We start from the raw sequence: 25,778 nt of genomic DNA, 5'->3' as shown, positions 1-25,778 counted from the left end.
ACATACCCCCTTAGGCTGTCACAAAATCCATCATCAGCAGAAGTTGATGATAGGGAGGAGGGGCCATTTGCTTGCACGATTTCCACTCGCCAGTTCTGCGTCAGTGATGCCGCCTTGTTACTGCAATCGCTGTGCCCACACAGGCTGGACAGCGGGCGATGAAGTGGTGCGTCAACGCTATCCAGTATTAAGACATCGCATAGGGACGTTTGGAAGGCTTTGAATGCTGTCAGGCGCAAAGATGTTCAAAATAAGTTTCTGATCAAATCAGAATTAAAAAATAATCATCGTTATTATTATTTTACAACAAGTTCAATATTAGGGAGGATGAATATGAGGAAGGCACTGTTACTATTTGGAACCATGCTGTCGAGCGCACCTGCATTCGCACAGCCAGCAACGCAGGCGCAGGGCGTCGAAGCCACCAACAACGCCGCCGACATTGTCGTAACGGCCCAGAAGCGCGTCGAACGACTGATCGACACACCTCAAACCGTTAACGTGGTCAGTGGCGAACAGTTGGAACAGTTCAACGTCACCCGCTTCGAAGATGTCGCCAAATTCGTGCCGGGCCTGTCGATTTCCTCCGGCGACGGGCGTCAGCAGGCCGTGTCTTTGCGCGGCGTGTCGTTCGATCAGGACAGCCAGACGAACCGGTCCGTCGACATCTACCTCAACGAAGTCCCGTTCGATCCGACGCAGGCACTGCAGGCGCAATTCGATATCGGATCGATCCAGGTGCTGCGCGGCCCGCAGGGGACGTTGCGCGGCGGCACCGGCCCATCGGGCGCCATTCTGATCGGCACGCGCCAGCCCAGCCTGCAAAAATTTGAGGCCAGTGGCAGCGCGAGCTACAGCGATCTTGAGGCAGTGAACTTGCAGGGCGGTGTCAGCATACCTGTGGTGAATGACAAGGTCGGCGTCCGCGTAGCCGGGCTTTACGACCTTAATTACGGAAATGGGGTCCGGAACATCCTCACCGGCGATACGGACCGGTCACGGTCTTACGCGGGCCGTATATCCTTGTTGCTGCATCCCACGGAAAATCTCGACATCCTCGTGACGCATCAGCAGTTCCGTTCCAAGTCGCGGCAGTTGCGCCCCGTAGTCAGCGCGGAAGGCGTGCCCGTCGGCGAATTCGGCTTGATCGGCCCGGATGATCGAGCAGCCATCGCCGATGGCGATAATCTGTTCGTGACCAAGGGGCGGGCAACCATCGTCAATGCCAGCTATGATTTTGGCGGGCACTTGCTTAGCTACATCGGCAGCTATCAGAATAACGACTTCAATACTGTTCGCGACCTGGATGTTGCAAATGGTCTGCTGCCGTTCGGCCCCGGTTTTAGGCTGCCGGTCCAGCTGTTCCAACGGATTGACATAAAGACGAAAGCCCTAACGAACGAGCTGCGTTTCGAACGGACCGGCGATCATTTCTGGATTTATCGCTTCGGTGTTTATTTCAATGACGTGAAAACGCCCTTTACCGGATTGGTGGACTACACGGGCGCGAACGGCGCATGCGAAACAACGCCTGGACCGCTAGCGGGGCCCCCTCCTTTTGGCTTACCCTGCCTGCCGCTGGGCGGCGGGACGCCGGTGAAAAGCCATGACCGTGGCTATTTCACGACGCAGACCTTCAACTTCACGGACAAGGATACGCTCGACCTTGGCCTGCGCTATTCCACCAACAAGGTCAACGATCCGACCAATCCAACAAAATATGACGCCTGGACGGGCACGGCGAGCTACAAGCACGAATTTTCCGACAGCCTGATCGTCTATGGCAATTATGGCCGTGCCTATCGACCTGGTGGATTTGACACGACGGAAGCAGCAACCAATGGCGGTCCGGGCCGTCTTCCGAATTCACTTTTCGCCTGGAGTCCGGAAAAATCCGATTCGTTTGAAATCGGTGCCAAGGGCACGCTGTTCAACAATCGCCTGACCTACGCGGTGTCTGCGTTCTACCAGAAGTTCGACAACTTCATCAATCGCGTCAACGGCGTTGCATGCGACTATGATCCCTCGACGGTAGGGGATCAGGATGGATGTTCCGCCATCAATCTCACTTATAATGGGGACGCGATTGTCCGTGGCGTCGAAATGGAGCTTCGCGGACAGATCACGCGGAACTGGAACGCTCAGCTATCAGCATCCTATACTGATGCCCACTATGATGATGCAGAAATCCCCTGTAACGATTATAATAACGACGGCGAACCTGATTTCGGCGGGGCACCTGCGGTCCAGCCAGGTCGCTTCTTCAGTGTTTGCTCGTCCAACAGTGCCCTGTCTGCGCTGCCCAAGTTTCAGGCATCGTTCAACACGGAATATAGCATAGACCTTCCCGACGATTTCCAGAGCTTCGTGCGTCTTCTGGGTCGTTATCAGGGTAAGCGGGTCAATCCGAATTCCAACATCCGCTATCCTAACGCATTCAAACTGGATGCTTTCGTGGGCGTTCGGACGCCGATCGGCGCGGAAGTCAATTTCTTCGTCCGCAATGTCTTCGATCAGCGCCGCGACAACGTAGATCCCGGTCAGATCTTCGACCTGTTTGGTACGCCGACCGGCTACACGGCCATCAATTATGACCAACGCCGCGAGTTCGGTATTCAGACGCGGCTTTCCTTCTGAAACTAGGCGGCAGCCGCTAAGGCTGCCTATATAAACCTTCCTCCGACCCCAATCACCAACTTGGTGATTGGGGTCGGTTCGCATGGTGCGCTGACGGTAGGATCGCAGGCCATCTTTACCGGACTTGTAGCGGTTTTGCGCTGATCGCCTGAGCAATGTTGAATTCGCAACAGGAGACCGGCGGGAGACCGTCGCGCGTCTGTGTCGGATCACCAGCCGTCAGGCCCTGCCGGCGGCATCGGCGGCGAGCGCCTCCTCCATCGCTTCCCTGATGCGGAATTTCTGGATCTTGCCCGTCACTGTAGTGGGGAAGCTCTCAACGATGTGGATATAGCGGGGGATCTTGTAATGAGCGATCTGACCCTGGCAATAGGTCCTGACATCCTGCTCCGCCAGCGCCTGGCCGTGGCGCAGGCTTATCCAGGCGCAGACCTCTTCACCCATGCGTTCGTCGGGAACGCCTACGACCGCAACATCTTCGACCGCAGGATGCCGACGCAGGAAATCCTCGATCTCGCGCGGATAAATATTCTCGCCGCCGCGTATCACCATATCCTTGATGCGGCCAACGACGCTGCCATATCCAGCCTCGTCCAGAATGGCGATGTCGCCGCTGTGCATCCATCCGTCCTCATCGATGGCGGCGGCCGTCTGAACCGAGTCGCCCCAATAGCCGAGCATGACGGAATATCCCCGCGTGCACAGTTCGCCCGGCGTCCCACGCGGCACGATGGCGCCGCTCTCGTCCACGATCTTGCTTTCCAGATGCGGCTGAACCCGACCGACCGTGGTGGTGCGGCGTTCGATGCTATCATCGGGCACGGTCTGAAAGCTGACCGGACTGGTTTCGGTCATCCCGTAAGCGATGGTCACCTGTGACATGTTCAACCGCTGCATTACTTCTCGCATCAACGGTTCGGGACATAGCGCGCCTGCCATGCACCCCGTGCGCAGCGACGACATGTCGGCGCTGTCGAGTTCGGGCTGCGCCAGCACCGCAATAAGCATGGTGGGAACGCCGTAAAGGGCCGTGCACCGTTCCTTCTCCACCGCATGCAGCACCGCAACCGGATCGAACGCGCTGGAGGGATAGATCATCGCGGCCCCATGGGTAAGCGCAGCCAGATTTCCCATGACCATGCCGAAACAATGGTAAAGCGGAACGGGGATGCAGATGCGGTCGGTGTCCCCCAGATTCATCGCGCGGCCCACAAAATAGCCGTTGTTGAGAATGCCCCGATGGGTCAGCGTCGCACCCTTGGGCAGCCCGGTCGTGCCGCTGGTGAACTGGATATTGGTCGCATCCTCCGGTCGGATGCCACGCTCAACCGCTTCCAGGCGCTCCGGGCACGCCTTTGAGGATGCAAGATCGTCAAAGCGCAGCCATCCAGGGCGTGGCGCACCGTTGATCAAAATCGCGGCTTCCAGGGTCGGAAGCCGCTCCGCCCGCAGCGGCCCCGCCCCTTTCCTTATAATCTCTGGCGCCAATTCCTCTATCATCTCGGGATAGGCGCTGCTCTTGAAACGTTCGGCGGCGACCAGTGCGCGCAGGCCGACATTGTTGATCGTATATTCGACTTCAGACAGCCGATAGGCAGGGTTGATCGTGACCAGTATCAGTCCCGCGCGTGCGGCGGCAAATTGGGTCAGCGTCCATTCGGCGCAGTTGGGCGACCAGATGCCGATGCGATCCCCCGGCCCCAGCCCCAGTTCGAGCAGTCCGCTGGCCAGCGCGTCGGCGCGGGCGAGCAGTTCAGCGTAGCTCCACCGAACCCCCTGCTCCACCGCCACGACGGCGTCATTGTTCCCCCAACGCTCAGCGGCCCGCGCCACTGCCTGCCCAATCGTGAGATCCAGAAGAGGAACGTCCGTCGCACCCGACACCAAACTTGGCCCGTTCACCAGCTCCGCCCCCCAACATGCATCCATGGCCACCTCCTTGAAACTCTTCCCTGCGAAGCTGCGACCCGGCTTCCCTCCCGACAAGTATGCTACCCCGACGCCCAGCCTGTCCGATGTGCCCGACAGCTTGCTCGACCTGCTTGCCTCGCAACTTGCGTGTCTGGGCTTCGCCCGCCGCGTGGCGCAGGTCGGGGCCGTCATGGGTCGGGACTTTTCCAGCGAGATATTGAAGGCGGCAACGGGCGAGGAGATGCCTCGCGTGGAAGCCGCCATCGACCAGTTGCTCGCCGCGGGCATCCTCATCCGCACCCGGTCTGCGGGCGAAACCCGCTACTGTTTTCGCCACGCCCTGCTGCGGGATGCGGCCTATGCCTCCATCATCGATACGGACCGCGCTGAACTTCATTATCGGGTGGGCAGCATATTGGTCGATTGCTTCCCCGACCTCGCGGCAGATCGCCCCGAAATCGTTGCGGGCCATATGCGCGACGGCGGCCATATGGGTGAAGCCGTCCCTTTCTGGCTGGATGCGGGGCGTAAGGCCGCGCGCAGATATGCGCTGGCCGAAGCGATCGCCGATTTCCGCGCGGCGCTCGATGCGCTCGCCCTTCTTGAGGCCGGCCCGGGCAATAACGAGCGCGAACTCGACGTCCTGCTGGAACTGGGCACGACGATGCGCGAAGCCGAAGGCTATCATGCCGCCGGGCTGAAGTCGATTTACGAACGCGCGCTGTCGCTCGCGACTGGGCTGGGCCGATCCAATGCGCGCGCCGCCAGCATCCACGGCCTGTGGACCGTCGCGGCCGGATGCGGCCAGTGGCGACAGGCCGACGACCTTGCGTACGAGTTTGACGGCTTCATCCGCTCGCTTGGCCCGAATGCCCGGCTGGAGGCCGAAGGGGGGCGCATGTTCGGCGCGGGCGCGGCGTTCCGCGGCGATTTCGCCAAAGCCCTCGGCCATTTCCAGCACGTGCTCACGGTCTATGATCCCGCGAGCCACCAACAAAGCTTCGGCTACGATCCGGGCGCGGCGTCGGCCGCCTATCTTTCCTGGGTGAACTGGCACATGGGCAATACCGAAGAAGGTCGGCGGAAGGCGGATCGAGCTGTGGAAATGGCGGATCGCCTGGATCAACCCGCGACCTTGTCGCTGGTGCTCGTCTGGCTCCTGTTCCATGCGGTGTGCGAAGGGGACAGGACCCGAATCGTCGCTTACAACGACCGCTTACAGGCCGTCTGCTCAAAGCAGATCTGCCGTTTCTGGCAGCCCTTTGGCAAGGCGTGCGTCGAATGGGCATCGTTTCACGCGACGCGCAACCCGGCCCATCTGGACGGCCTGCTCCAACATACGAGGGCCTTTTCGGAGCTGTATCTAACGTCCAGCCTCCACATCATGGCCATGGACATCTGCAATGAACTGGGCCGGTTCGAAGAGGGATTGGCCCAGGCCAGGATGGCCGAAGCGTTCATCGCCCAACATGACGAGAGGATATGGGAGGCGGAATATTGGCGGCTTCTGGGCCTGTTGCATGCGCGCCAGGGGGAGGACAAGACGAAAGCCAGGCAATGTCTGGAGCGGGCCCTGGCGACCGCGCGGGGACAGCAAGCCGTTATGCTGGAAGACCGGGCGATGGCATCGCTGCAGGAGCTCTTTTCCCGCCCTACCAACGCTGACCTGCTCCAACGCGCCGGTTGACTCGACCCGTGGGCTGTTGTCAGGCTTTAGGCAGGCGTTCGAGCGGTAGCTCAATCGGCGGAGATTCCTCCAACGGTACAGGACGGGTGTAGAAGCGCCCGCTGGCGGCGGACGGAAAAGGCGTGTCTATCCAGCGCCGTGGGCGGTCTGCTGGCACCAGCGGCAGTTCGATCGCCGATGGCCTGGCTTCGGCGTGATGGATCGACTGGCGCGCCACCTGGAAATCTTCGGGGGTGGCAGCGGACAGATCGACGAAATCCTGGGGATTGATTTCGCAATTGGGATAATCGCTGCTGGAAATGACGACCCGGACGCAATGGCCCTTCTTGAAGATGTTGCTCGTTGCGGACAGCGCGATTTCATATCGCTCGACCGCTCCGGGAGCGAGCGGTTCAGGCGTTGAGCGCGACGTTCGATAACGTGCGCGCGTCACGCCGTTCGCCACATTATAGGATCGTCCGTCAGGAAACACGTCGATGAGCTTCACGTGCCAGTCGGCGTCTCGCGCGGAGGATTGCGCGTACAAGGTGGCGCAGATCGGACCCGTCACTTCCATATCCTCTTCCAGCACCTCCGTCGTATAGAACAGGACGTCCGGCCGGTGATCGTTCGGCCGCTGGTCGGCTGGCCCGCCATGAAGCGAATTGCCGCCCAGCGACGGCACCGGATTGCGGGGATCACTGATGTAGCTGTCCACCGGTTGATCGCCTTCGGGCGGAAAAAGGGACAGCCGTCCATCGCCCCCAGCACCGTTCGCAGAGCCGCCGCTATGCAGGTAGAACAGCGTCGGCTGCGCATCGGCCAGCGGCCAGTCCTGTTCTGCGCGCCAGCGATTTTCGCCCATGACATACAGCGTGACGCGATGATCCTCGCCGTTTGGGGCTATCCCCAAAAGATGACGGTCCATCCACGCCGCCATCATCGCGACATCATCGACCAGCGCGCCAGGGAAATGACACAGCATGTCACTGGCCTCATGGCTCCATGGCCCAACCACCAGCCGCTGCCCGTCGCGTGCCGCCTGCGTCGCACCATGCCGGGATATGTTGACGAAGGCTTCGAGCGTGTTGTCATTGAACAGATCGTACCAGCCGCTGAAATGCAGAACCGGCGCTTTCACCTTGTCGAAACGCCCCTCCATGTCGGCATTCCCGAAAAATGCCGGATTATCCCGGTTGTCCAGCCAGTCATTCCAGAAAGATATGTGCCGGTTGATGGGAATGTTTCTAAGGCTATGGCCCTGCGCGATCTGAAAGGGCAGCCCACCCATGGCCATCAGCATCTGCGGCCCCGCCGCGCCAGCGGGCAAGCCAGTCGCTCTGGCGTCGTCTGCCACGGCGGCGATTACCTCTTCACCCAGAGACAAGGCCGCGACGAACGCCATCGCCATGGTCCAGCCGAGCGACGTCCCGTCCATGACCCCTGCCCTGTATATCCAACCGTTGGTGAACGGATTGACAGCCGGGACCTGGACGAATGCGGCGTCGACCTCGTTCCCTTCGGTCATGAGATGCAGCATCTGCGTTCCGCCCATATAGGATTGGCCCGTGGTTCCAACCCTTCCGTTGCACCAGGGTTGCTGCTTGACCCAGCGAACCGTGTCGATGCCGTCCTGCAGTTCGCCCCAACCTTCGTTCATCATCGGATCGAACCGGCCACCCGATCCGCCCGTGCCGCGGACGTCCTGCACCAGGACGGCATAGCCACGCCGCGCAAGGCATGTAGGTGTGCCGAATGACCCCTGAACGAATAGCTTGTTATAGGGCGTGCGAACGATCACGACCGGATAGCGCGCATCGACCGCAAAGTCGTGCGATGCCGTCACCGGCAGATACAGATCGCCCGAGAGCGCGACCCCATCGCGCATTGGCGTCGTGAGGCCCCGAAAGACCGCTACTTCATAACCGCCATGCTCGTTTCGCACGATATTTTCCCAACCGGCCTTAACTTCCTCAAATCGCTATGTTGACCACTCGGACTTGCGTGAATTCTGCAAGGCCTTCCTCGGCAAACTCCACACCCAGTCCGGACATTTTTGCTCCCCCGAACGGTATATTCGGTCCCACCTCGAAATGCTTGTTGATCCAGACCGTGCCTGCCTCCAGGCGAACGGCCAGGTCGTAGGCACGGTCCATATCAGATGACCAGACCGAAGCGCCCAGGCCATAAGGAGACGCGTTCGCCCGGGCGAGTGCGTCTTCAGCATCGCGGTATTTGATGAGAGGTAATATTGGTCCAAATTGCTCGTCGTCCACAAGCCGACTGCCGTCTTCGATATCGCGAACGATTGTCGGCCGAACAAAAAAACCAGGCCGGTCGGGAATTTCTCCTCCAGCGACTATTCGTCCGTCCTTGCGCGCGTCATCAAGGAACCCTTTAACCTTTTCATACTGCATCCTGTTTTGCAAAGGGCCGACCTGCGCGCCTTGCTTGAGCCCGTCATCAACCACCGCTTCGTTCGCGAGCTTCATCAGTTCATCGCAGACAGCGTCATAGACACTTTCATGGACGTAAAGCCGCTTGAGCGCGATGCAAACCTGACCCGCATTGGTGAAGGCACCCGCAAAGATGCCCGGTGCTGCCGCCTTGGGATCGGCATCATCCAGGACGATGCCCGCATCATTACCGCCTAGTTCAAGCGTAACACGCTTGATGCTCTCGGCCGCCGACGCCATGACCTTCTTTCCAGTCGCGGTTGAACCCGTAAAGGAAATTTTGGCGATATCAGAGTGCTTGGTTAACAGGCTGCCCAGATCATTATCATCGGCAATGATATTCACCACACCCGGAGGAAATATCTCCGCGCAAAGCTCACCGAATTTCAACGCTGTCAACGGCGTCGTCGGAGCGGGCTTCATCACAACTGTGTTTCCGGCTAGAAGGGCCATTGGCAACTTGAAGGCAATGATAAAGACCGGAAAGTTCCAAGGAATGATCACAGCCACCACTCCCAGCGGCTTGCGGTGTAGCTCGACACGGCGAACATCATTCTCCTCGATAACTTTCATCGGAAGATCGAGGCCCGCGAAGTGGCGGATAAAGTCTTCGGTATAGTCGACTTCCGCCGTAGCTTCGGCAAGTGGCTTGCCTTGTTCCTGGGTCAAGAGCCTTGAGAATTCTTCCCTTTTCGCGTGAAGCGCGTCGGCCAGCTTGAGCAAGGCTGATCGCCGGTGCTCAATTGTCGTTGCCGCCCATGCCGGCCCAGCGGCCTTGGCAGCGGCCACTGCTTCATTAAGTTGCTCCACGGACGCACGCGGGCAAGACGCAATTGCCTTTTCGTTTGCGGGATTGATCACGTCGGTGTGGATCTCCGCACTGACGAGCCGCCCGTTGATCAACATTCGATATTCGGACATAAATCCCTCCTCAAAGAAGCGTTGCGACTTGCTGGCCGCCCAGCAGTTCGGCCCCATAGATTTGGGCACAGATCGTATTCAGATAATAAGCGTGGCGAGATGCGACGCCCAGATCGCGCCAAGCGCGCTGCGATGGATTACTGAGCAGAAATACGCTCGCTCCCGAGGCGTCCAACAAATGATCGACGGCGTCGCGCGCTTCCTTTCCCATCACTCCTGCAGCCATGCGGGCGCGCGCCTTTTCGGATATCGTGAGATCGCGCCCTTCCATAGCGGCGGCGTCAATCATGTCCGCTATCGCAGCCATGTGCATGCACGACGTCTCAAGCCTCGCCGCGGCCCATCCCACATCGACCTGACAGGTCGGCGCATCCTTGGACTTCATATATGTCGTATTGACGACCGCCTTTTCCGGGATAGCCTTCACGGTCTGATCAAAAGCGCATTGAGCAAGACCAGGCATCGGCGAAGCGTTCATCAGGCTGAGGGACGCGGAAAACGCCGATTGATAGAGTGTCCCTGGATAAGCTGACGTTCGTTCGCCCCTTCCTGCCGCCATGACGTCGAAGACCCGATGATCGGGTACGAATATGTCCTCACAATGGAGATGGTGGCTGCTCGACGCTGCCAGACCCGCAGCGTTCCACGTCCGCTCGATTGTGCAGGATGACGTCGGTATCAACGCCTGACCATAGGATAGAACGTTGCCATCCTCGCCAAGGATTGGAACGCCCATGAAGGCCCAATGCGCAAATTCGCTATTGGAGCACCAGCCCCATCGGCCAGAAACAATTATCCCTCCATCAACGCGCCGAACCTTCGCTGATGGCGCAAATGTGCCGCAGAAGCGCGGATCGGGGTTGAGCGCATAGATTTCCTCTTGAGCCTCCGCTGGCAGGAAGCTCATCACCATCTGCTCGATCGTTGAAATCATCAGGATCCAGGACGTTGAGCCACAACCGCGAGCGAGTTCGCGAACGACCTCGACGGTGGTACGAATGTTTGTCTGGTATCCGCCCCGTGAATGCGGACGCGTCAGACCCCATAGCCCTGCTTCGGCCAGGGCGTCGATATTCTCCTGTGGAACAGTACGTTCGGCGTCAGCGCGCTCAGCGTTGCTTGCGAGAAGAGGAACGAGTGCGGACGCGCGCTCCAGAATTTTACGGTCCACTCCGACAAAACCGTCGCCTGCGGGAAGCCGACTTACGCTAAGACATTCCCCTGCCATATCCATTCTCCTATATTATGATGATCAGATGAAACCGCGGTTCAGATGCGCAGCCAAAGGCTTGGCTGCTGCTGCGAAACCGTTCGACAGGACCGCCCAAGCCGACATCAGGGCGAGTTCATGAGCCACAAGCTCATCGCAAGCCGTTCGCGCCGGTCCCGGCTCACTAAGCGCCTGCAATCTTAGAAGGCCAGTCAGCGCAGCGTCGATCCGCGGCCCAACCCAGGTACAATAATCCTGGTGTGGCTCACCGGCAAAGATCGCCGCCGTCCGCTCGCCAATCCCCACATACATGCTCTTTTCCGGCCGTGGGATGCCGCTGCTATCAAGCAGGGGCTCCAGATTCCGTATCATCATGCCCTCGATATCTCGTGCGCATTCCCAAAAATGGAGTTCCGGCTTTTCTGAGCTGTCAGCCGCCAACGCTGCAAAGGTGGAGTACCCAAAATATTCGCCAGCGAGAGCTCCGGCGAGCATATCGTTGAATTCATCTTTCTCAAATTGCGCAAAGGCAGACTCGATATCCGCCTCAAGTTCGAGGACTTCTTTTTGGCTACGATGATCCATTATCTTTCTCTTCCCTTAATTGACAAGGCAAGCGTTATTCCGATGATTTAAAGTTATCTATAACAATACCACTTCACGCGATATTTTATTAAATAAATCAAAGTTACATTAAATAAAGTCTTATGGACTGACTAACAAAAGCCCGCGACCTATCTGTAGCGTCGAAAACTGAAGCTCCTGCCATTTCAACTCGCTTGACCCGTTCTGCTATGGCATCGAAGATGATCTCGGCACCGATCCGGGCGATGGCCGTGCCCGCGCAGGCATGCGGACCCACGCCGAAGCTGAGCGGCATCGCCCTGGCCGGGCGGTCCAATTTGATCTCGTCGGGATCAGGAAAGACTTCAGGATCGCGATTTGCCGAATTAAGCAAAAATCGGACCGGCGTGCGCTCGGGAATTAGCGTTCCCAAGATTTCAACGGCTTTAGTTGTATTTCTGACGAAGGACAGTTCAGCTGGAAACAGGCGAATGATCTCATTCAATATCGCGCGGCGTCTGTCTGGTTGCTCGCGGTAAAGCTCATAAATTTCAGGATGCTTGGCGAAATATTCCAGACCCGCGCCGATCAGATAGGATGGGTTGTGCGCCCCCGATCCCCAGAAAAGGGATAAGGTCTGGATCATCTCCTCACGCGTAATCTCACCCTTTTCCTGCGCCTCGATCAGCGCGTCGGCCATCCCAGTTCCCGGATTCTCCTTTTTATAGGCGATAAAATCCATCACTCTGGATCGCAAATAGGCGAAGCCCTCGGCTGCGACCTCGTCATCCTTCGCAGTGGCGACCGAACTGATACCACGCATCACGTCCAGCATTGCCATCACCGCTGGCTCAGGATCGTCAGGGGGCAACTGCAGCGCGTCGCACATAAGCGCATGGGTGGGAAGCATGCCAAGCTTATGGTGACCGTCTATTACTTCTCCCACCTTGTATGTATCGAGGATCTCATTCACCACCTTTTCGGCAGCGGCGGCATATTGGCGGATCAAGGGCGGTGTGAACCATTTTGCGGTCCGGCCGCGCAATGCTGCATGGGTGGGCCCTTCCCGGCTTAGCATCGTGTCACCAAAGCCGGTCGTGAACGCATTTTCCGGCGCGCCTGCGGGTTCTAGGATCGTAAGTTCGGGCAGCCGACCATATCGGATGATGTCGTGATAGCGCGACACGACATAGGTGCCGTTCGGCAGGCGGTGCAGCGGGCGTTCGCGGCGCAGCCGATCAAACCAGGGATAGGGATTTCTGACAAATTCCGGGTCGCCAAATGGGAGGAATTCATCCTGCGCCTTAAGGCAATCGTCCTGGATATGAACCACGTTACCTGCTCCAAAAATATGCGAACGTTTGTTCTTTTCTGGCTGCGTACCCGGCCCCCTGATGCGAGCGCCATATGACCCTTGCATCAAACATGGGGACTGCCGACGCTTCACTCCGCCACCGGATAGGAAAGGCCCTCGACGCCCGCCTTTGCATAATCCTCCCGCAACTGTGCCTTGGAGACCTTTCCGGTGCCCTGTCTGGGGATGCTGTCGACCAGGACTGCTAGTTCAGGTATCCACCATTTCGCGCATTTGCCCGTGAAATAAGCGATAAGATCGGCAGGAACCGGTCTACGTCCGGCGCGAGGCACCACCACCAGCAGTGGCCGTTCGTCCCAGCGCGGATCGGGAATACCGATGACCGCCGCTTCAGCGACGTCAGGATGTGACGAAGCGATATTTTCGAGCGTGATCGAGCTGATCCATTCGCCGCCGGATTTGATAACGTCCTTTTCCCGGTCCACGATCTCCACATAACCGGCCGGATCGATGACCGCTATATCGCCGGTGGGAAGCCAACCGTCCGCCGCAGCTTCGATCGGGGGGGCGCTCCCGTTGAAATAGCTGTCCGTCACGCTGGGTCCACGAATCTGGAGGCTGCCAAAGGTCCTACCGTCCCACGGCGCTTCCAGCCCCGCAGCGTCGACGATGCGGATGCTGAATGGATAAGGCGTCCGCCCCTGCTTGCCGAGCATGACCCGCCGCTCGTCCTTGTCCAGATGCTCCCAATCATGAGGCGCGTTGAACAGGCCGCCAGCGCTGGTTTCCGTCATGCCCCACCCGTGGCAGGTCTGGATGCCATATTTCTCGTCAAGCGCCTTGATCATCGCAGGGGTCGGCGCTGTCCCGCCGACGATCACCCGTTCCAGGCTGTCCACCCTTTTGCCTTCCATCTCCATATACTGCATCAGGTCGCTCCAGATTGTTGGCACGCCTGCGGCCAGTGTCACCTCTTCTTGGCTGATCAGTTCGAACAGGCTGCGCGGGTCCAGCGCACTGCCGGGCAAGACGAGCTTCGATCCATTCATCGCGGCAGCGAAGGGTAGCGTCCACGCATTGACGTGATACATCGGCACGACCGGGAGCAAACTGTCGCGACGGCGGACGGCAAACCAGTCGATGCCCGAAATAACAAGAGCCTGCAGCACTATGGAACGGTGGGAATAGAGCACTCCCTTGGGCGCGCCGGTCGTGCCTGACGTGTAACAGAGCGCTGATCCCGATCGCTCTGGGATGGCGGGAAAATCATAGGCATCTGATGCGCTGGCGACCAGTTGTTCGTAGGGAAGAAGCGCCGGGTCGCCGCCAGCATCCGCGTCCATGACGATCACATGTTTGACAGTCTTCAGCGCCCCTCTGATCTGCTGAACCAGCGGAACGAACTTTGGATCGACCAGCAGTATCTTGTCCTGCGCGTGATTGATAATGAACTCGATCTGTTCGGGGAACAGCCGTGGATTGACCGTGTTGATAATCGCACCCATGGCGGGAACGGCGAAATAAACCTCCAGATGGCGAAGCGAATTGGTAGCGAGGGTGCCGACCCGGTCTCCCGGAGAAATACCGAGGTCCAACAGCGCGTTGCACAGCTGCCGGGCGCGCGCCAGCAGATCAGAATAGGTGCTGCGGACGATCCCCCGGTCCGGCTGACGGGACACGATTTCGCGGGCCCCGTGGACACGATCCGCGTGCAGCAAGATCGATCCGATCGTCAGATCAATGTCCATCATCGTGCCGATCATCACCAACTCACATTCTTTCTCTGATGGACTTCACGTCGACTTCGCGCATCGCCTTCCGGTGCATTGATCGCCGACACTTCAAGAAATGCCGCAGCGATCGATTCGAGGGGAACAGGCATCAAAGATCCAGGACCAGCCGTTCGCCCGTCCGGCTGCGGGACACACAGATCATGACCCGGCTGTTCTGCGCCTTTTCATCATCCGACAGAACCGAATCGCGATGGTCCGCCGCGCCTGCGATCAGGGCCGTTTCGCAGCTACCGCAAACACCTTCCCGACAGGAACACAGAACATCCAGCCCCTCATCCTCCAGAACCTCCATGATGGATTGTCCCGGCGGCACGGTGAGCACCCGCCCGCTGCCTGCCAATTCGACTTCGAAAGAGCCGGAGAAGGTGGGCGCTTCCACTGGCTTGGCGGAAAAATGCTCCAGATGCAGTGCCCCGCCAGACCACGCCTCGCATTTCGCTTCCACTGCGGCGAGCAGCGGTTCGGGACCGCAGCAATAGACCAGCGTGCCGGACGCAGGATTGTCGAGCAGCGACGCCAGATCGATATGGCCCACTTCGTCGAAGGGCTGCACCAACACAGCAGTGCCCTTCGTCGCCAACTGATCCATAAAGGCCATCGATCCGCGCGAACGACCGCCATAGGCCAGCGTCCATTCGGCACCCGACGCCTGCGCTGCGGCGATCATCGGAATGATCGGCGTGATGCCGATGCCCCCCGCGATGAAGATATATCGCGGGCTCGGCTCCAACTGGAAAAGGTTGCGGGGTCCAACGACATGGACCTGCATACCTTCCTTCAACACATCGTGAACGAAGGCACTCCCGCCCCTACCCTCAGGTTCGCGGAGCACGCCAATCGTCCAGCGCTTTCTGTCTGTCGGCGAACCGCACAGCGAATATTGCCGGGTCATCCCGCTGGCAAGTTCCAGGTCGATGTGTGCGCCCGGCTGCCATTCCGGTAAATCGGACCCATCGCCCGATCCCAGCTCCAACACGGCCACGCCTTCCGCAGCGATCCGTTTAGAAAGAATGACGAGATCGAGTTTCGATTCGCCCAGGTGCGGATTACCAGCCGTCATTTTCAACAACCCTCGCATTTCACCTGATAGTCGGCCCGTGCAATGATCCCGCTTCACAGGCAGAGCCAAGTAGACGCTGGGCGCACTGGACCGGATCTCCCTCATCGCCCGTCGTGACCCGGCCAAGGATGACGAAAGAAGATTTCCTGCCCGATTCTGGCCTGATGCAGCCCCTGGACGAAAGCGGCTCTTACAAAAGCTTTATATTAATTAACGGTTGTTCTTATAACAAATAGAATCAGATGCGTCAATCGATTGCGTCGATCAGCCGCGCCTCGTCTCCGCGCCGCACCGTGCCGGGCTCCAGCACCTCGGCATAGGAGGCAAAACCGGGGGTGGCGTAGCTTGGCATCAGCCCGTCAGGCAGGCGGGCTCTCTCCCGAAATTTACCCAAGATAGGAACGATCGCCGCGTCGTTCGCGCCGCTGTCCGGGTGAACATGTGTTACGGCGCAGCGCGGCACAGGACTGCGGACGCGCAACAGGGCTTCCCCTATTCGCAGCAGGCGGCGATCCCAATCGTCCTCGGCAAAGGGTTGATCATGATCGATGACGAAATTCGCCCGGAACCGTCGAGGGTCGATATGACCGCCCATCCGTTCGGACAATGCGCGCAGCGATCCGGTCGTGAAGAAGGTCACTGGCAGCACATCTATCCCGCCGCCCGCTCGTACGCTGCGCACCATGCGCACGGGTCTGCCCGCATGTTTGGTAAGCAGCCGATCCCAATCCCCTTCAACAGCGCGGACATCGATCGTGCGCATTCCCAGATAATCGAGCGCCATGGCCCCACCCACCGCCGCTCCGCTTCCCTCAACTACCCGTCCGCCTGGAAAAGTGAGCACCAGTCGTTCGCTGGCCGGGTCAAACCGGAAGGAAAGCATTGAGAATAACCCGTGATGGTGGGCGGGCATGAGTCCGCCATGACGATCCACCAAGATGAACTCCCGGTCCCCCGCCAACCCGTGCAATTCAAGACGCACGGCGTCCACCGCCAAGAACCGGGTGCATTTGACGAAAGTCATGCCGATGTCCGTGACGTTCATCATGGATCAGTTTCCCTCCACAGTCCGCCCGTCAGCAAACAGCATCGCCGCTCGAAAGCGACGCTAAAGCGCCGTATAGCCCCCATCAGCCAGGATCGAAGCCCCGAACAGATTCGACGCATCGTCGCTTGCCAGGAACAGTACGACTTTCGCGACTTCCAGCGGGTCGGCTACTGTCCCGCGCGGCAAATTCCATTGCCGGGAAAATTCCGGGATCGTCTGCCCCGCCTTTTCAGCGGCGGCCTGGACCATCGGCGTCAGCATCGGACCAGGACACACGGCGTTGATCCGGATATTATGCTGCGCATATTCTACTGCGCCCTGCTTGGTCAGCATCAGCACCGCACCCTTAGTCGTCGCGTAGTCGCTTGACCCGGCTTCAGCCACGAAGCAATTGATCGATCCGCAATTAACGATGACGCCGCCGCCTTGCTTCAGCATCTGCTGGATGCCGTATTTCATGCCCAGGAACACACCCTTGACGTTCACCTGATAGACACTGTCGAAATCTTCTTCCGAAATGTCTGCCAATAGCGGCTGCTCAAACCAGATGGCGGCGTTGTTGTAGAGAATGTCGAGACGACCGAACCTGTCAACTGCGGCTCGCACCATATTTCGAACGTCTGCGGATTTACTGACATCAGCCTTAACGAACAACGCTTCTCCGCCGATGGCTTCGATGTCGGCGACCGCTTCCGCACCGTCGGAAAGGTCGGTGATCACGACCTTCGCTCCTTCCTGTGCGAACAGGAGCGAAGTCACCCGGCCCAGCCCGGCGCTGCCGCCGGTGATCAACGCAACCTTACCGTCCAGTCTACCCATCGATACACCTTTTTCATTGCTTCTGCGGCGCGCCGAGAGCCGCTTTCATTTGACATCCCACTCAGGTTCCAGCGCGTCGGAACCGATTGTGCCGCTGCGGGTGACGAATTTGAAACCCGACTTCATACGAATATGGTCTGGAATGTCGGATGTAGCCGGACTTCCTGCAGCCACCGCGGCAGCCTTTACGACCAGAAATCGTCGATCGCGCCCTGATCGCCGTCATACATGCGACAACTGGTGATCTTGTCGCCGCGGATTGTGTAAACGACCAGCTTGTTCGTATCGATCTCGCCCTTTCCGTCGCGCACCATCTTTTCATAGATGTTGACGACGCAGCCGTCATCACCCGACAGGATAACTTCTGGATTAGACGTTACGGTCCAGCGATTATTGGTCATTTCCAGTAACGGCTGGACCCAGCGCCTGCTGAAATCGTCCGGGCTGTCGAACTTTCCAGCAAGACGGCTGTGGCCCGCCTGGAAAAAATACATGTCATCCGACCAATAACTCTGCGCTGTCTCAATGTCACCTCGTGCCCAACAGTCCAGATAATCGTTGATCAGTTTGCAGTTCACCTCAGCTTTGCTCATAGAATCCTCTCTAGGGAGACAGCGGATATGATCTTGATTAAATGAACGATTGTTTTTTTATAACAGAATGATGGGTTCTAGAGCATGATCCGATCTGATTGAATCGGATCATGCTCTAATTGTCCTTTGTTTTCCGCATTTTCCGAGTCGTCAGATGATGCCATTTGACTGGAAAATGCTCTAGGCCCGTCAAACGCCGTTCTTCAGCGCGATCTCATCGAGTTTCTGCGCTCATCTCATCCCTGGCCCCGCCCGCTCAAAAATCTTTGCGGAAACCGACCCCGTAGGTGCGCGGCGGCGCATAGGACGCAATTGCCAACCCAGCCCAGCTATTGTCATAGGCGAATGTCCTACGATCGACATCGGTAAAGTTTCGGACGAAGCCATACAGCTCCCAGCCTTGTTCCTCCCGCCCGAAGCTGATGCGAGCATTGTGCATCCAACTGGCAGGCAGGCGAGTGACGGGTGACTGCACCAGATTTGCCCGACTTTCTGACTGATAGTCGAAGTCATATTGCAGACCCAGCTGATAAACGCCGATATCAAAACTTTTCGTCACAAGGCCGTTCAGCGACCATTCCGGCGCTTTGACAGGACGGACGTCGGCAATACCTTGTGGAGTGACGAGGTCCTTGACCTTAGCATCCAGATAGGAAACGCCAAAGGAAATGTTGAGTCCTTGCATAGGATTGGCGAATATTTCAATCTCGCCACCTGTATAATAAGCGTCGCTATTCGATACTGTTGATATAAGACCATTATAGTTGAACGCTTGGTAGTCCGAGTAATCATAGTAAAATGCGCTCGCTCGGACATTGGCCTTACCATCGAACAACCGCAACTTGGTGCCAGCTTCATAAGCAACTACCGTTTCGGGGCCGAATTGCACGTCATTATAGTCCAGAGACCCGTCTGCGGTCGCATTGAAACCGCCACCACGGATACCGCGACTTACACCCGCATAGAGCAGGATATTGTTGGACGGTTCGTAGCTCAATTGAGCCTTGCCCGCCCAGTCGCCGCGGCTTTGCCGCGCGGCGTCGCCAAAGGTCGCCTCATTAAACTCCCAATAAGGCGCGGTCACCGCCGGATCGAAGGTAGGATCGCCCGGACCAATATAGACCCTGGAGTCGAAAATCTTGCGGTCATGCGTATAGCGGCCGCCGACCGTCAATTTCACTGCTGGCAGGAATTCATATTCGACCTGACCGAAAACGGCCCAGGATCGTGTTTTTTGCTTATATCTGTTGATGGCGTCAAACAGGCCGACTAGATAGAAATCGGTATAATAGGACCCTTTGATATCCAAAAAATATGCTCCCGCTGTCCAGTTCAGCGATCCTGTGTCACCGGACAGGCGTAGTTCCTGCGATATCTGGCGGGTATAGCCCCCACTGAGAAACAGGAACACATTGTTCGGCGTTCCATCAGAATCCTCAAGATAATCGAGCTTGGCGTTCGTGTAATTTGTGATCGACGTCAGGGTAGCGTCTCCGATCGACCCTTCAATCTTAAGCGTGCCATAATAGGTCTGCTTCTTCAGGAACCCGCCATCATTGAAGGATCCTTCATTGCCATCGGGATTTGGATCACGATAGCCATAGGGATCGTTGCCCGCACCCGTTCCGTAGATATCGACGTTAGCAGGCACGAACTGGGTGACGCCATTGGCATCGACGTAGGCGGGATAAGCCTTATAGGTGCCCTCCCTATGCCTCGGACTCTTGTTGATCGACGCGGCCAGTGTCGCTTTCCAATCAGGACCTAGATCGACCGCCAGTTTGCCGCGCACGCCGAAACTGTATGATTCAAAGCTGTCCTTGCTGCCGGGGTTGTCATTTTTGAACCAGCCGTTGCCGATCTGGCCAAAACCCGCCAGCCGGAACGCTACGCCATCGGCCAACGGGCCGCCGACCGCACCTTCCATGCGCCCAGTCTCAAAGCTTCCATATTCCGTGTTGAAATATCCGTCCCACTCCCTCGTCGGATCTTTTGTCACGAAATGCAGCAGTCCACCGGTCGAGTTCCGCCCGAACAGCGTGCCCTGCGGCCCGCGAAGCGCTTCCGCCCGCGCCATGTCGTAAACAGGGAAAGCGACCATTGATGGCGTTGGTACATAGACGTCGTCCAGATAGACGGCGTTGGGCGCTTCCTGATGTTCCGAATAATCGACCTGCGACACGCCGCGAATGGTAACGAAGGCGTTCACGCCGCCGCCACTGCCACTGTCAAATTCCAACGCCGGAACCTGCCGTGCAATGTCCTGCGCACTAGTGACGCCGGTCTTCGCAAGTTCCTCTCCCGATAGCGCTGTGATGGCGATGCCTACACGCTGGATCGATTGTTCCCGCCGCTGCGCCGTGACAATAATTTCCCCCATGCCCTGTCGCGCTTCGCTACCCGCATCCTGGGCGCGGGCCGGGCTTACCGAGAAGAGTGAAAAGCATCCGCCTGCAAGAAGGCCGGCGCGACATGCCTGCCGCCAGCGCCTGGCCTGATTTCCTTGGCAGCTGACACTCTCACCGATTCGTTCAAGCGAGTTCGATGCAACATTAGCGAGCATTTTCATGAATTTCCCCCCGGTCATCCTGTTGAAGATCTGCTGGAGCAAAATCAATATTAATGAACGGTTGTTCGTTCGTCAATAACAATCGTTCGTTTTTGTTTTTCCGGCCTTTTACAAGTGCTGGGACGTCTCTCCATCGTCCCGTTCGATGTCTGTCTGCGTTGGCCTGTATCGGTATAGCGGACTTTCAGTCCCGCTACGTCGTAGCACGATGCGGGTTTGCATCGGGGCCAAGCCGACAACAAAGAATGTTTGCCGTCATGAACGGAGTGAAGATATGGTAGGGGCCAAACATGGAAGATGCGGTCCATCACACCACGTGAAACGATCTGGCGCGACGCAGTCGGTCGTGCGGAGTGCCGGGCATCGGGAGAGGTAATGACCGAACGGCGATGAGTTATGGCAATATCATCCCCCCATCAGGTCGATCTGCAAGGGAAACGTGCGGCTGATGCGCGGGTCTGAATGCCTTTGGGACCGCCTTTATCATTGGGCCGAAAACAGTCCGGGACAGCCCGCCCTCCGGCATGACGCGAACCTGCTGACCTTCGCCCAACTCGCCAAGGAAGCGGAGTTGCGGGCGCAGTGGATGACAGATCGTGGCATCACCTCCGGCGATCGCGTCATCATCGTTGGCTATAATACGATCGATTGGGTTGTCGCTTATTTGGCGACAATGCGGATCGGTGCGATCGCCGTCCTAATCAACAACCGCATCTCGCCCTCGCAGATGGCCGATGCCGTACAGTTACTCGAAGCCAGCTTGGCTCTGGCCGATATTGGGCACCAGAATATGTTCAGCCAAGCGGACATTCCCCTGGACGGTCTGGCAGCATGGGACAGACCCTCCGCGGCCACCCTTCCGCCCCTTCCCGCCATTCATGACGCCGCTGTCATTAGCTTCACGTCCGGCACGACCGGAAATCCCAAGGGAGCGATCCTCAGCGCACGCGCGTTGTTCGATGCCTCCGCCACCTACCAGCGATTTTTGGGGACCGGTCCGGACGACAACACGATCGTCCTGTCGCCGCTGTTCCACAATACCGGCTTCATCGATCAGTTAGGCCAGATGCTGATCGCCGGGGGTGAAACGATATTGGTCTCCGAATTCCATCGGAAAGACGCTCTGGACGCCTTCCGCCACTCACCATCAACATTCGTGACCGCAGTGCCCAGCGTGCTGCGGATGTTGATGCTTCTGGAAGAAAGCGACGCTATTTTCGGCCCCGCCCGCGTCGTGGTGTTCGGTGGATCGCCCATGCCCCAAGCCTGGTCGCTCGAAATGGCCGACCGTTGGCCCGACCTGAAACTCGTCCATGGCTATGGACTGACGGAATTCGGATCGGCGTGCACCTTCCTGCCCGCAAACCACATCCATCAATTCGGCGCTTCGGTCGGCTTCCCGGCTCCCGGCGTCAAGTTGCGCCTGACAGATGAGAATGGCGACGATGTCCCGGCGGGCACCGTTGGTGAGATCTGGGTATCCGGCCCCACACGGATGTTGGGCTATTGGCGCCGACCCAGGGAAACGGCGGAGAAGATATGCGGGGAATGGCTGCGGACCGGGGATCTGGGGCAGCTGGATCAGGAAGGGCGCCTGTATCTCAACGGGCGGCTGGATGACATCATCAATCGCGGCGGCGAAAAGATCCTGCCCTCTCATGTCGAATGCCTGTTGTCGGAATGCTGTGGCGTTGCGAATTGCTCGGTCGTGGGCCTTCCCGATCCGGTGCTGCAGCAGGTCCCCGTTGCCGTCATCGAATATCGGCAGGGCCACAAATTTCAGCGGAGCGAGGCGATCGCCCATCTTGCCGCCAATCTGCCGGACTATGCTGTGCCAAAGGATTTTCTGCTGGTCGATCGCCTTCCCCGCATGGCGTCGGGCAAGATCGACCGGAAAGCGGTGCGCGACCTGGCCATCACCCGGTTCGGACGCTAATCGTCAAAGTCCTCAGGATCGACACGCTGACCCGCAGGCCGACAATGTCGCTGGCTTTGATTTTTCTAAACCTTTTCCCGCCTAGTCATCGCGGGAGAGCATAGGCCACGACATAATCCCCGATCCTGGAACTATAGGGTGTGCCGCCCGCAGCGACGACGATATACTGCCTGCCAGTTCTGGGAGAGATGTAGGACATCGGCGTCGCTTGCGATCCGACCGGCAGCCTCGCCTTCCACAACTCCCGCCCGGTCGATGAATCCCACGCCCGCATAAAGGGATCATTCGCGCCCGCGTAGAATGTGAGCCCCGATCCAGTCACCATCGTCGACGAGATGGACGGCATCCCCAACTTCACCGGCAGTTCGACGCCAGCAAGGTTGTAGGTTTGTTCCAATCCCGTTCCGGCAGGTATCTGCCACCTGATGCGGCGGTCATCCAGATTAATCGCGGTGACCTTGCCCCAGGGCGGCCGTTCGCATGGCAGGCCCAGCAGTGACAGAAAACTCTTCAGTTCCACGCCAAAGGGCGCTCCCTTTACGGGCTGAAGTTCATAGCCCGCATGGCTGAAGTTCGCCTGAACGCTGCCTTCAACATCCTTGCGTGGCACCAGGCGTACGATGGTCGAAAGGCGGATGTCGTTCACCATCAGCAGCCTGCGCCGCGGATCGATCGCTACCCCGCCCCAGTTCATGCCGCCCAGATAGCCCGGCCAGATCAGCGTGTCGCGTTCGGCAGGCGGAGTATATTGCCCCTGATAATGCAGCTTGCGATAAGCAATCCGGCAGGCGAGCTGGTCAAAGAAGGTCAGGCCCCACATGTCCCGTTCGGTCAAGCGTTCCGGGATGAGTTGCGGCATGCCGACGGAATAGCGCTGCGTCGGCGACACATGATCGCCGGGCGCAACACCCTGCGGCACGGGGCGTTCGACCACTGGCGTGATGGGCCGTCCATTGCGCCGGTCGAGAACATAGATCTGCCCCGCCTTGCCCGCCTGCACCAGAGCAGGCACCGTGCCGCCCCGGCCATCCGGCATGTCGACGAATGCCGGCGGACCAGACAGGTCCCAGTCCCAAAGGTCATGGTGAACCGTCTGAAAATTCCAGACACGGCGTCCTGTCTCAACATTGAGGGCTATGATCGAAGTCGAATAGCGATCGGTCGCTCGTGATCGCATACCGCCCCAATGATCCGATGTCCCGTTTCCGGTGGGGACATACACCAGCCCCAGCTTGTCGTCGAAGGTCGCGGTGCCCCAGAAATTCGGCGTGGATCGAGCAAATTTCGTGACATCGTCGCCGTCGTCTTCGCCCGGCGCGCGTCCTTCGCTGCTGCCGGGGTCCCAGGCCCAGGCCAGATGCCCCGTGCGCGCGTCGAAGGCTCTCACTACGCCGCCGGGTTCATCAGTGGACTGGTTATCGCTGATCCATCCGCCGACGATGACCCTGCCTCGCGCTACCAGCGGCGCTGATGTCGGATAGTACCATCCTGGTTTCATCGGCCCCAGACCAACGGACAGGTCGACCTGTCCGTCATGACCGAAATCGCGGCAGGGCTGGCCATCGCGCGCATCGAGCGCGAACATCCGCGCATCAATGGTTGTGGCGATGATCCGCTGGCGACAGCTGCCCTTGGCTCCCCCCGGCTCCGATGCCGGACCTTGATGAAAGGCGACGCCCCTGCAACGGTTCCAGGTGCCGTTGGCGCGCACCTTCGGATCGAAGGACCATATCTTCCGCCCGCTGTCCGCATCAATGGCAAAAATGCGGTTATGGGCGGTGCATAGATAAAGCGTCGACCCGATCTGGATCGGCGTTGCCTGCATGTCGGCACTGTCGTTGACTTCCCCAGTCCGGAATACCCAAGCGGTTTGCAGCCGGTTTACATTGGCCGGGTTGATCTGGGAAAAGGGGGCGAAGTGCCGCGCGCCTGCGTCGCCGCCGTAAGATCGCCATTGCCACGCCGGGTCGTTGACCCCCGCCACGCCGCCAAGGCTGGTGCTGCGTATCACGCCGTGCGGCACGAACATTGCCGCTATCCCTGCTACAATAAGGATCAGGTGAAGCCCCACTAGCCCATAGCTCGCGCGCCGCATCGATGGCACAAGCCGTCCCCATAGCCATGCCATGATCATCGCCATGGCCAGAAATGGCCCGATACGCGGCAGCTGAGGCCAGAAGTCCAGCCCCGCTTCCGCCATGGCCCATATGATCGTCCCACCATAGGCCACGGTGAAAATCCAGAAGGACAGGGTGTTGCCGCGCACCAGCAATACTCCGCTGATCGTCAGCGCACCGCCACAAACTAAATAATAGAGTGTACCGCCTAGGAGCGCGAGCCACGCACCTCCAGACGCCAGGATCAGTCCCACCACGGCCAAGAGTGTCCCCAGCACACAGCGGGAAAACGCCAAGGCCGGTCGGGGGTGGAACGCCTGCCCTCCATGATCGCTATTCATGTGTGACGCGCCCCCGTCTTCCCGGCCCAACGCCATTCCCATCCTCTCAAAATGCTGTCAGCCCACCGTCCACAGCAATGGCCTGCCCCGTCAGATAGCTGTTGGACGGCAATATCATTGCCAGGATCGCCGCAGCGACCTCTTCGGGATCGGCGAGGCGCTTCATGGGTACGGCGGCTTCCATTTGCGCCTTCCGCTCGATCAGATTGCTCTGCGTGACAAGCGGGGTCATGCTGAAATAGGGGCATATGGCGTTTACACGCACATTGTGGCGCGCAAATTCCACGGCTGCGGTGCGCGTCATGCCGACGACTGCGTGCTTGGCCGCGCCATAGGCCAGATTCTTCGGTGCGCCCGCAAGCCCCGCGACCGACGCGACGTTCATCACCGACCCTCCACCCCCCTGTATCATCGCCGCGATCTGATGCTTCATTCCCAGAAAGACGCTTTTCGCATTCAGGGCGAAATTCCAGTCCAGGTCCTGCTCGGTTGTTTCCAGCAAGCCTTTCATGGGCGACGTGCCGCCCGCATTATTGATGGCGATGTCCAGCCTGCCATAGGCCGTGACCGCCCGCGCGACCAACGCCTTCTGATCCCCGTCTTTCATGACATCGCATCGCTGCCAGGCAACCTCACGAGGCAGCGATGACACAAATTCGGCAAGCGCGGCGTCATTCAGATCACCCAGTATGATGTTCGCTCCGGCATCCAGAAGTTTGGATGTCAGAACGCGCCCAAAACCTCCTGCAGCTCCGGTTATCAACACTGACTTGCCCGAAAACTCACTCATATCCTGTCCGTTCATCATTGCAGCCGTTGACC

17 protein-coding genes are annotated in these 25,778 nt (G+C 58.7%); 3 read left to right on the top strand and 14 right to left on the bottom strand.

Annotation, left to right across the window (positions count from 1 at the left end; genetic code table 11):
- The first annotated feature begins 333 nt into the window (after positions 1-333).
- The gene (locus FHS54_RS14065) at positions 334-2,637 is read left to right on the top strand and encodes a TonB-dependent receptor (RefSeq protein ID WP_167304715.1); all 2,304 of its coding nucleotides are present in this window, start codon (positions 334-336) and stop codon (positions 2,635-2,637) included.
- A gap of 219 nt (positions 2,638-2,856) precedes the next feature.
- Here FHS54_RS14065 and FHS54_RS14060 read toward each other — a convergent pair whose 3' ends face one another.
- Complete coding sequence (locus tag FHS54_RS14060) at positions 2,857-4,566, bottom strand: AMP-binding protein (RefSeq protein ID WP_208405028.1); 1,710 nt, start codon at positions 4,564-4,566, stop codon at positions 2,857-2,859.
- 10 nt (positions 4,567-4,576) lie between these two features.
- Here FHS54_RS14060 and FHS54_RS14055 point away from each other — a divergent pair, with 10 nt between their 5' ends.
- Positions 4,577-6,235 carry an ATP-binding protein gene (locus tag FHS54_RS14055; protein ID WP_167304713.1) on the top strand — a complete coding sequence of 553 codons (1,659 nt, stop codon included), beginning with the start codon at positions 4,577-4,579 and terminating at the stop codon, positions 6,233-6,235.
- A 19-nt stretch (positions 6,236-6,254) separates the two neighbouring features.
- Here the strand turns inward: FHS54_RS14055 and FHS54_RS14050 are convergent, their stop codons facing one another.
- The 11 genes from FHS54_RS14050 to FHS54_RS14000 form a co-directional block, all read right to left on the bottom strand.
- Complete coding sequence (locus FHS54_RS14050; RefSeq protein WP_167304712.1) at positions 6,255-8,159, bottom strand: CocE/NonD family hydrolase; 1,905 nt, start codon at positions 8,157-8,159, stop codon at positions 6,255-6,257.
- A gap of 28 nt (positions 8,160-8,187) precedes the next feature.
- On the bottom strand, positions 8,188-9,591 hold the full coding sequence (locus tag FHS54_RS14045; protein WP_167304710.1) for an aldehyde dehydrogenase family protein: 1,404 nt from the start codon (positions 9,589-9,591) through the stop codon (positions 8,188-8,190).
- A 10-nt stretch (positions 9,592-9,601) separates the two neighbouring features.
- Positions 9,602-10,819, bottom strand: coding sequence for an acyl-CoA dehydrogenase family protein (locus tag FHS54_RS14040; RefSeq protein WP_279589143.1), 1,218 nt, complete (start codon positions 10,817-10,819; stop codon positions 9,602-9,604).
- Between the two features lie 24 nt (positions 10,820-10,843).
- A complete protein-coding gene (locus FHS54_RS14035) occupies positions 10,844-11,386 on the bottom strand; it encodes a hypothetical protein (RefSeq protein WP_167304706.1) in 543 nt (180 codons plus the stop codon).
- A gap of 103 nt (positions 11,387-11,489) precedes the next feature.
- A complete protein-coding gene (locus FHS54_RS14030; protein WP_167304704.1) occupies positions 11,490-12,785 on the bottom strand; it encodes a cytochrome P450 in 1,296 nt (431 codons plus the stop codon).
- A 23-nt stretch (positions 12,786-12,808) separates the two neighbouring features.
- Positions 12,809-14,431, bottom strand: coding sequence for a long-chain fatty acid--CoA ligase (locus FHS54_RS14025; protein ID WP_208405026.1), 1,623 nt, complete (start codon positions 14,429-14,431; stop codon positions 12,809-12,811).
- A gap of 130 nt (positions 14,432-14,561) precedes the next feature.
- Positions 14,562-15,533, bottom strand: a complete 972-nt coding sequence (locus FHS54_RS14020; protein WP_167304702.1) for a PDR/VanB family oxidoreductase — start codon at positions 15,531-15,533, stop codon at positions 14,562-14,564.
- Between the two features lie 247 nt (positions 15,534-15,780).
- The gene (locus FHS54_RS14015) at positions 15,781-16,581 is read right to left on the bottom strand and encodes an MOSC domain-containing protein (protein WP_167304700.1); all 801 of its coding nucleotides are present in this window, start codon (positions 16,579-16,581) and stop codon (positions 15,781-15,783) included.
- Between the two features lie 60 nt (positions 16,582-16,641).
- The gene (locus tag FHS54_RS14010) at positions 16,642-17,400 is read right to left on the bottom strand and encodes an SDR family NAD(P)-dependent oxidoreductase (protein ID WP_167304698.1); all 759 of its coding nucleotides are present in this window, start codon (positions 17,398-17,400) and stop codon (positions 16,642-16,644) included.
- A 185-nt stretch (positions 17,401-17,585) separates the two neighbouring features.
- On the bottom strand, positions 17,586-17,993 hold the full coding sequence (locus FHS54_RS14005; protein WP_167304696.1) for a nuclear transport factor 2 family protein: 408 nt from the start codon (positions 17,991-17,993) through the stop codon (positions 17,586-17,588).
- 256 nt (positions 17,994-18,249) lie between these two features.
- Positions 18,250-20,373 carry a TonB-dependent receptor gene (locus FHS54_RS14000; protein ID WP_167304694.1) on the bottom strand — a complete coding sequence of 708 codons (2,124 nt, stop codon included), beginning with the start codon at positions 20,371-20,373 and terminating at the stop codon, positions 18,250-18,252.
- A 637-nt stretch (positions 20,374-21,010) separates the two neighbouring features.
- Here FHS54_RS14000 and FHS54_RS13995 point away from each other — a divergent pair.
- Positions 21,011-22,498 carry a class I adenylate-forming enzyme family protein gene (locus FHS54_RS13995; RefSeq protein WP_167304692.1) on the top strand — a complete coding sequence of 496 codons (1,488 nt, stop codon included), beginning with the start codon at positions 21,011-21,013 and terminating at the stop codon, positions 22,496-22,498.
- 85 nt (positions 22,499-22,583) lie between these two features.
- On the opposite strand, the gene FHS54_RS13990 is transcribed toward FHS54_RS13995, so the two are convergent.
- Positions 22,584-24,956 (bottom strand): membrane-bound PQQ-dependent dehydrogenase, glucose/quinate/shikimate family, encoded by a 2,373-nt coding sequence (locus tag FHS54_RS13990; protein WP_167304691.1) that lies wholly within the window; start codon positions 24,954-24,956, stop codon positions 22,584-22,586.
- 46 nt (positions 24,957-25,002) lie between these two features.
- Positions 25,003-25,746, bottom strand: coding sequence for an SDR family NAD(P)-dependent oxidoreductase (locus tag FHS54_RS13985; protein WP_167304689.1), 744 nt, complete (start codon positions 25,744-25,746; stop codon positions 25,003-25,005).
- Between the last annotated feature and the right edge of the window lie 32 nt (positions 25,747-25,778).

Origin of the sequence: Sphingobium vermicomposti (assembly GCF_011762025.1) — a bacterium.
GTDB lineage: Bacteria > Pseudomonadota > Alphaproteobacteria > Sphingomonadales > Sphingomonadaceae > Sphingobium > Sphingobium vermicomposti.
Note: the sequence above shows the minus strand (reverse complement) of the source record. Positions and strands in the feature narration are given on the sequence as shown.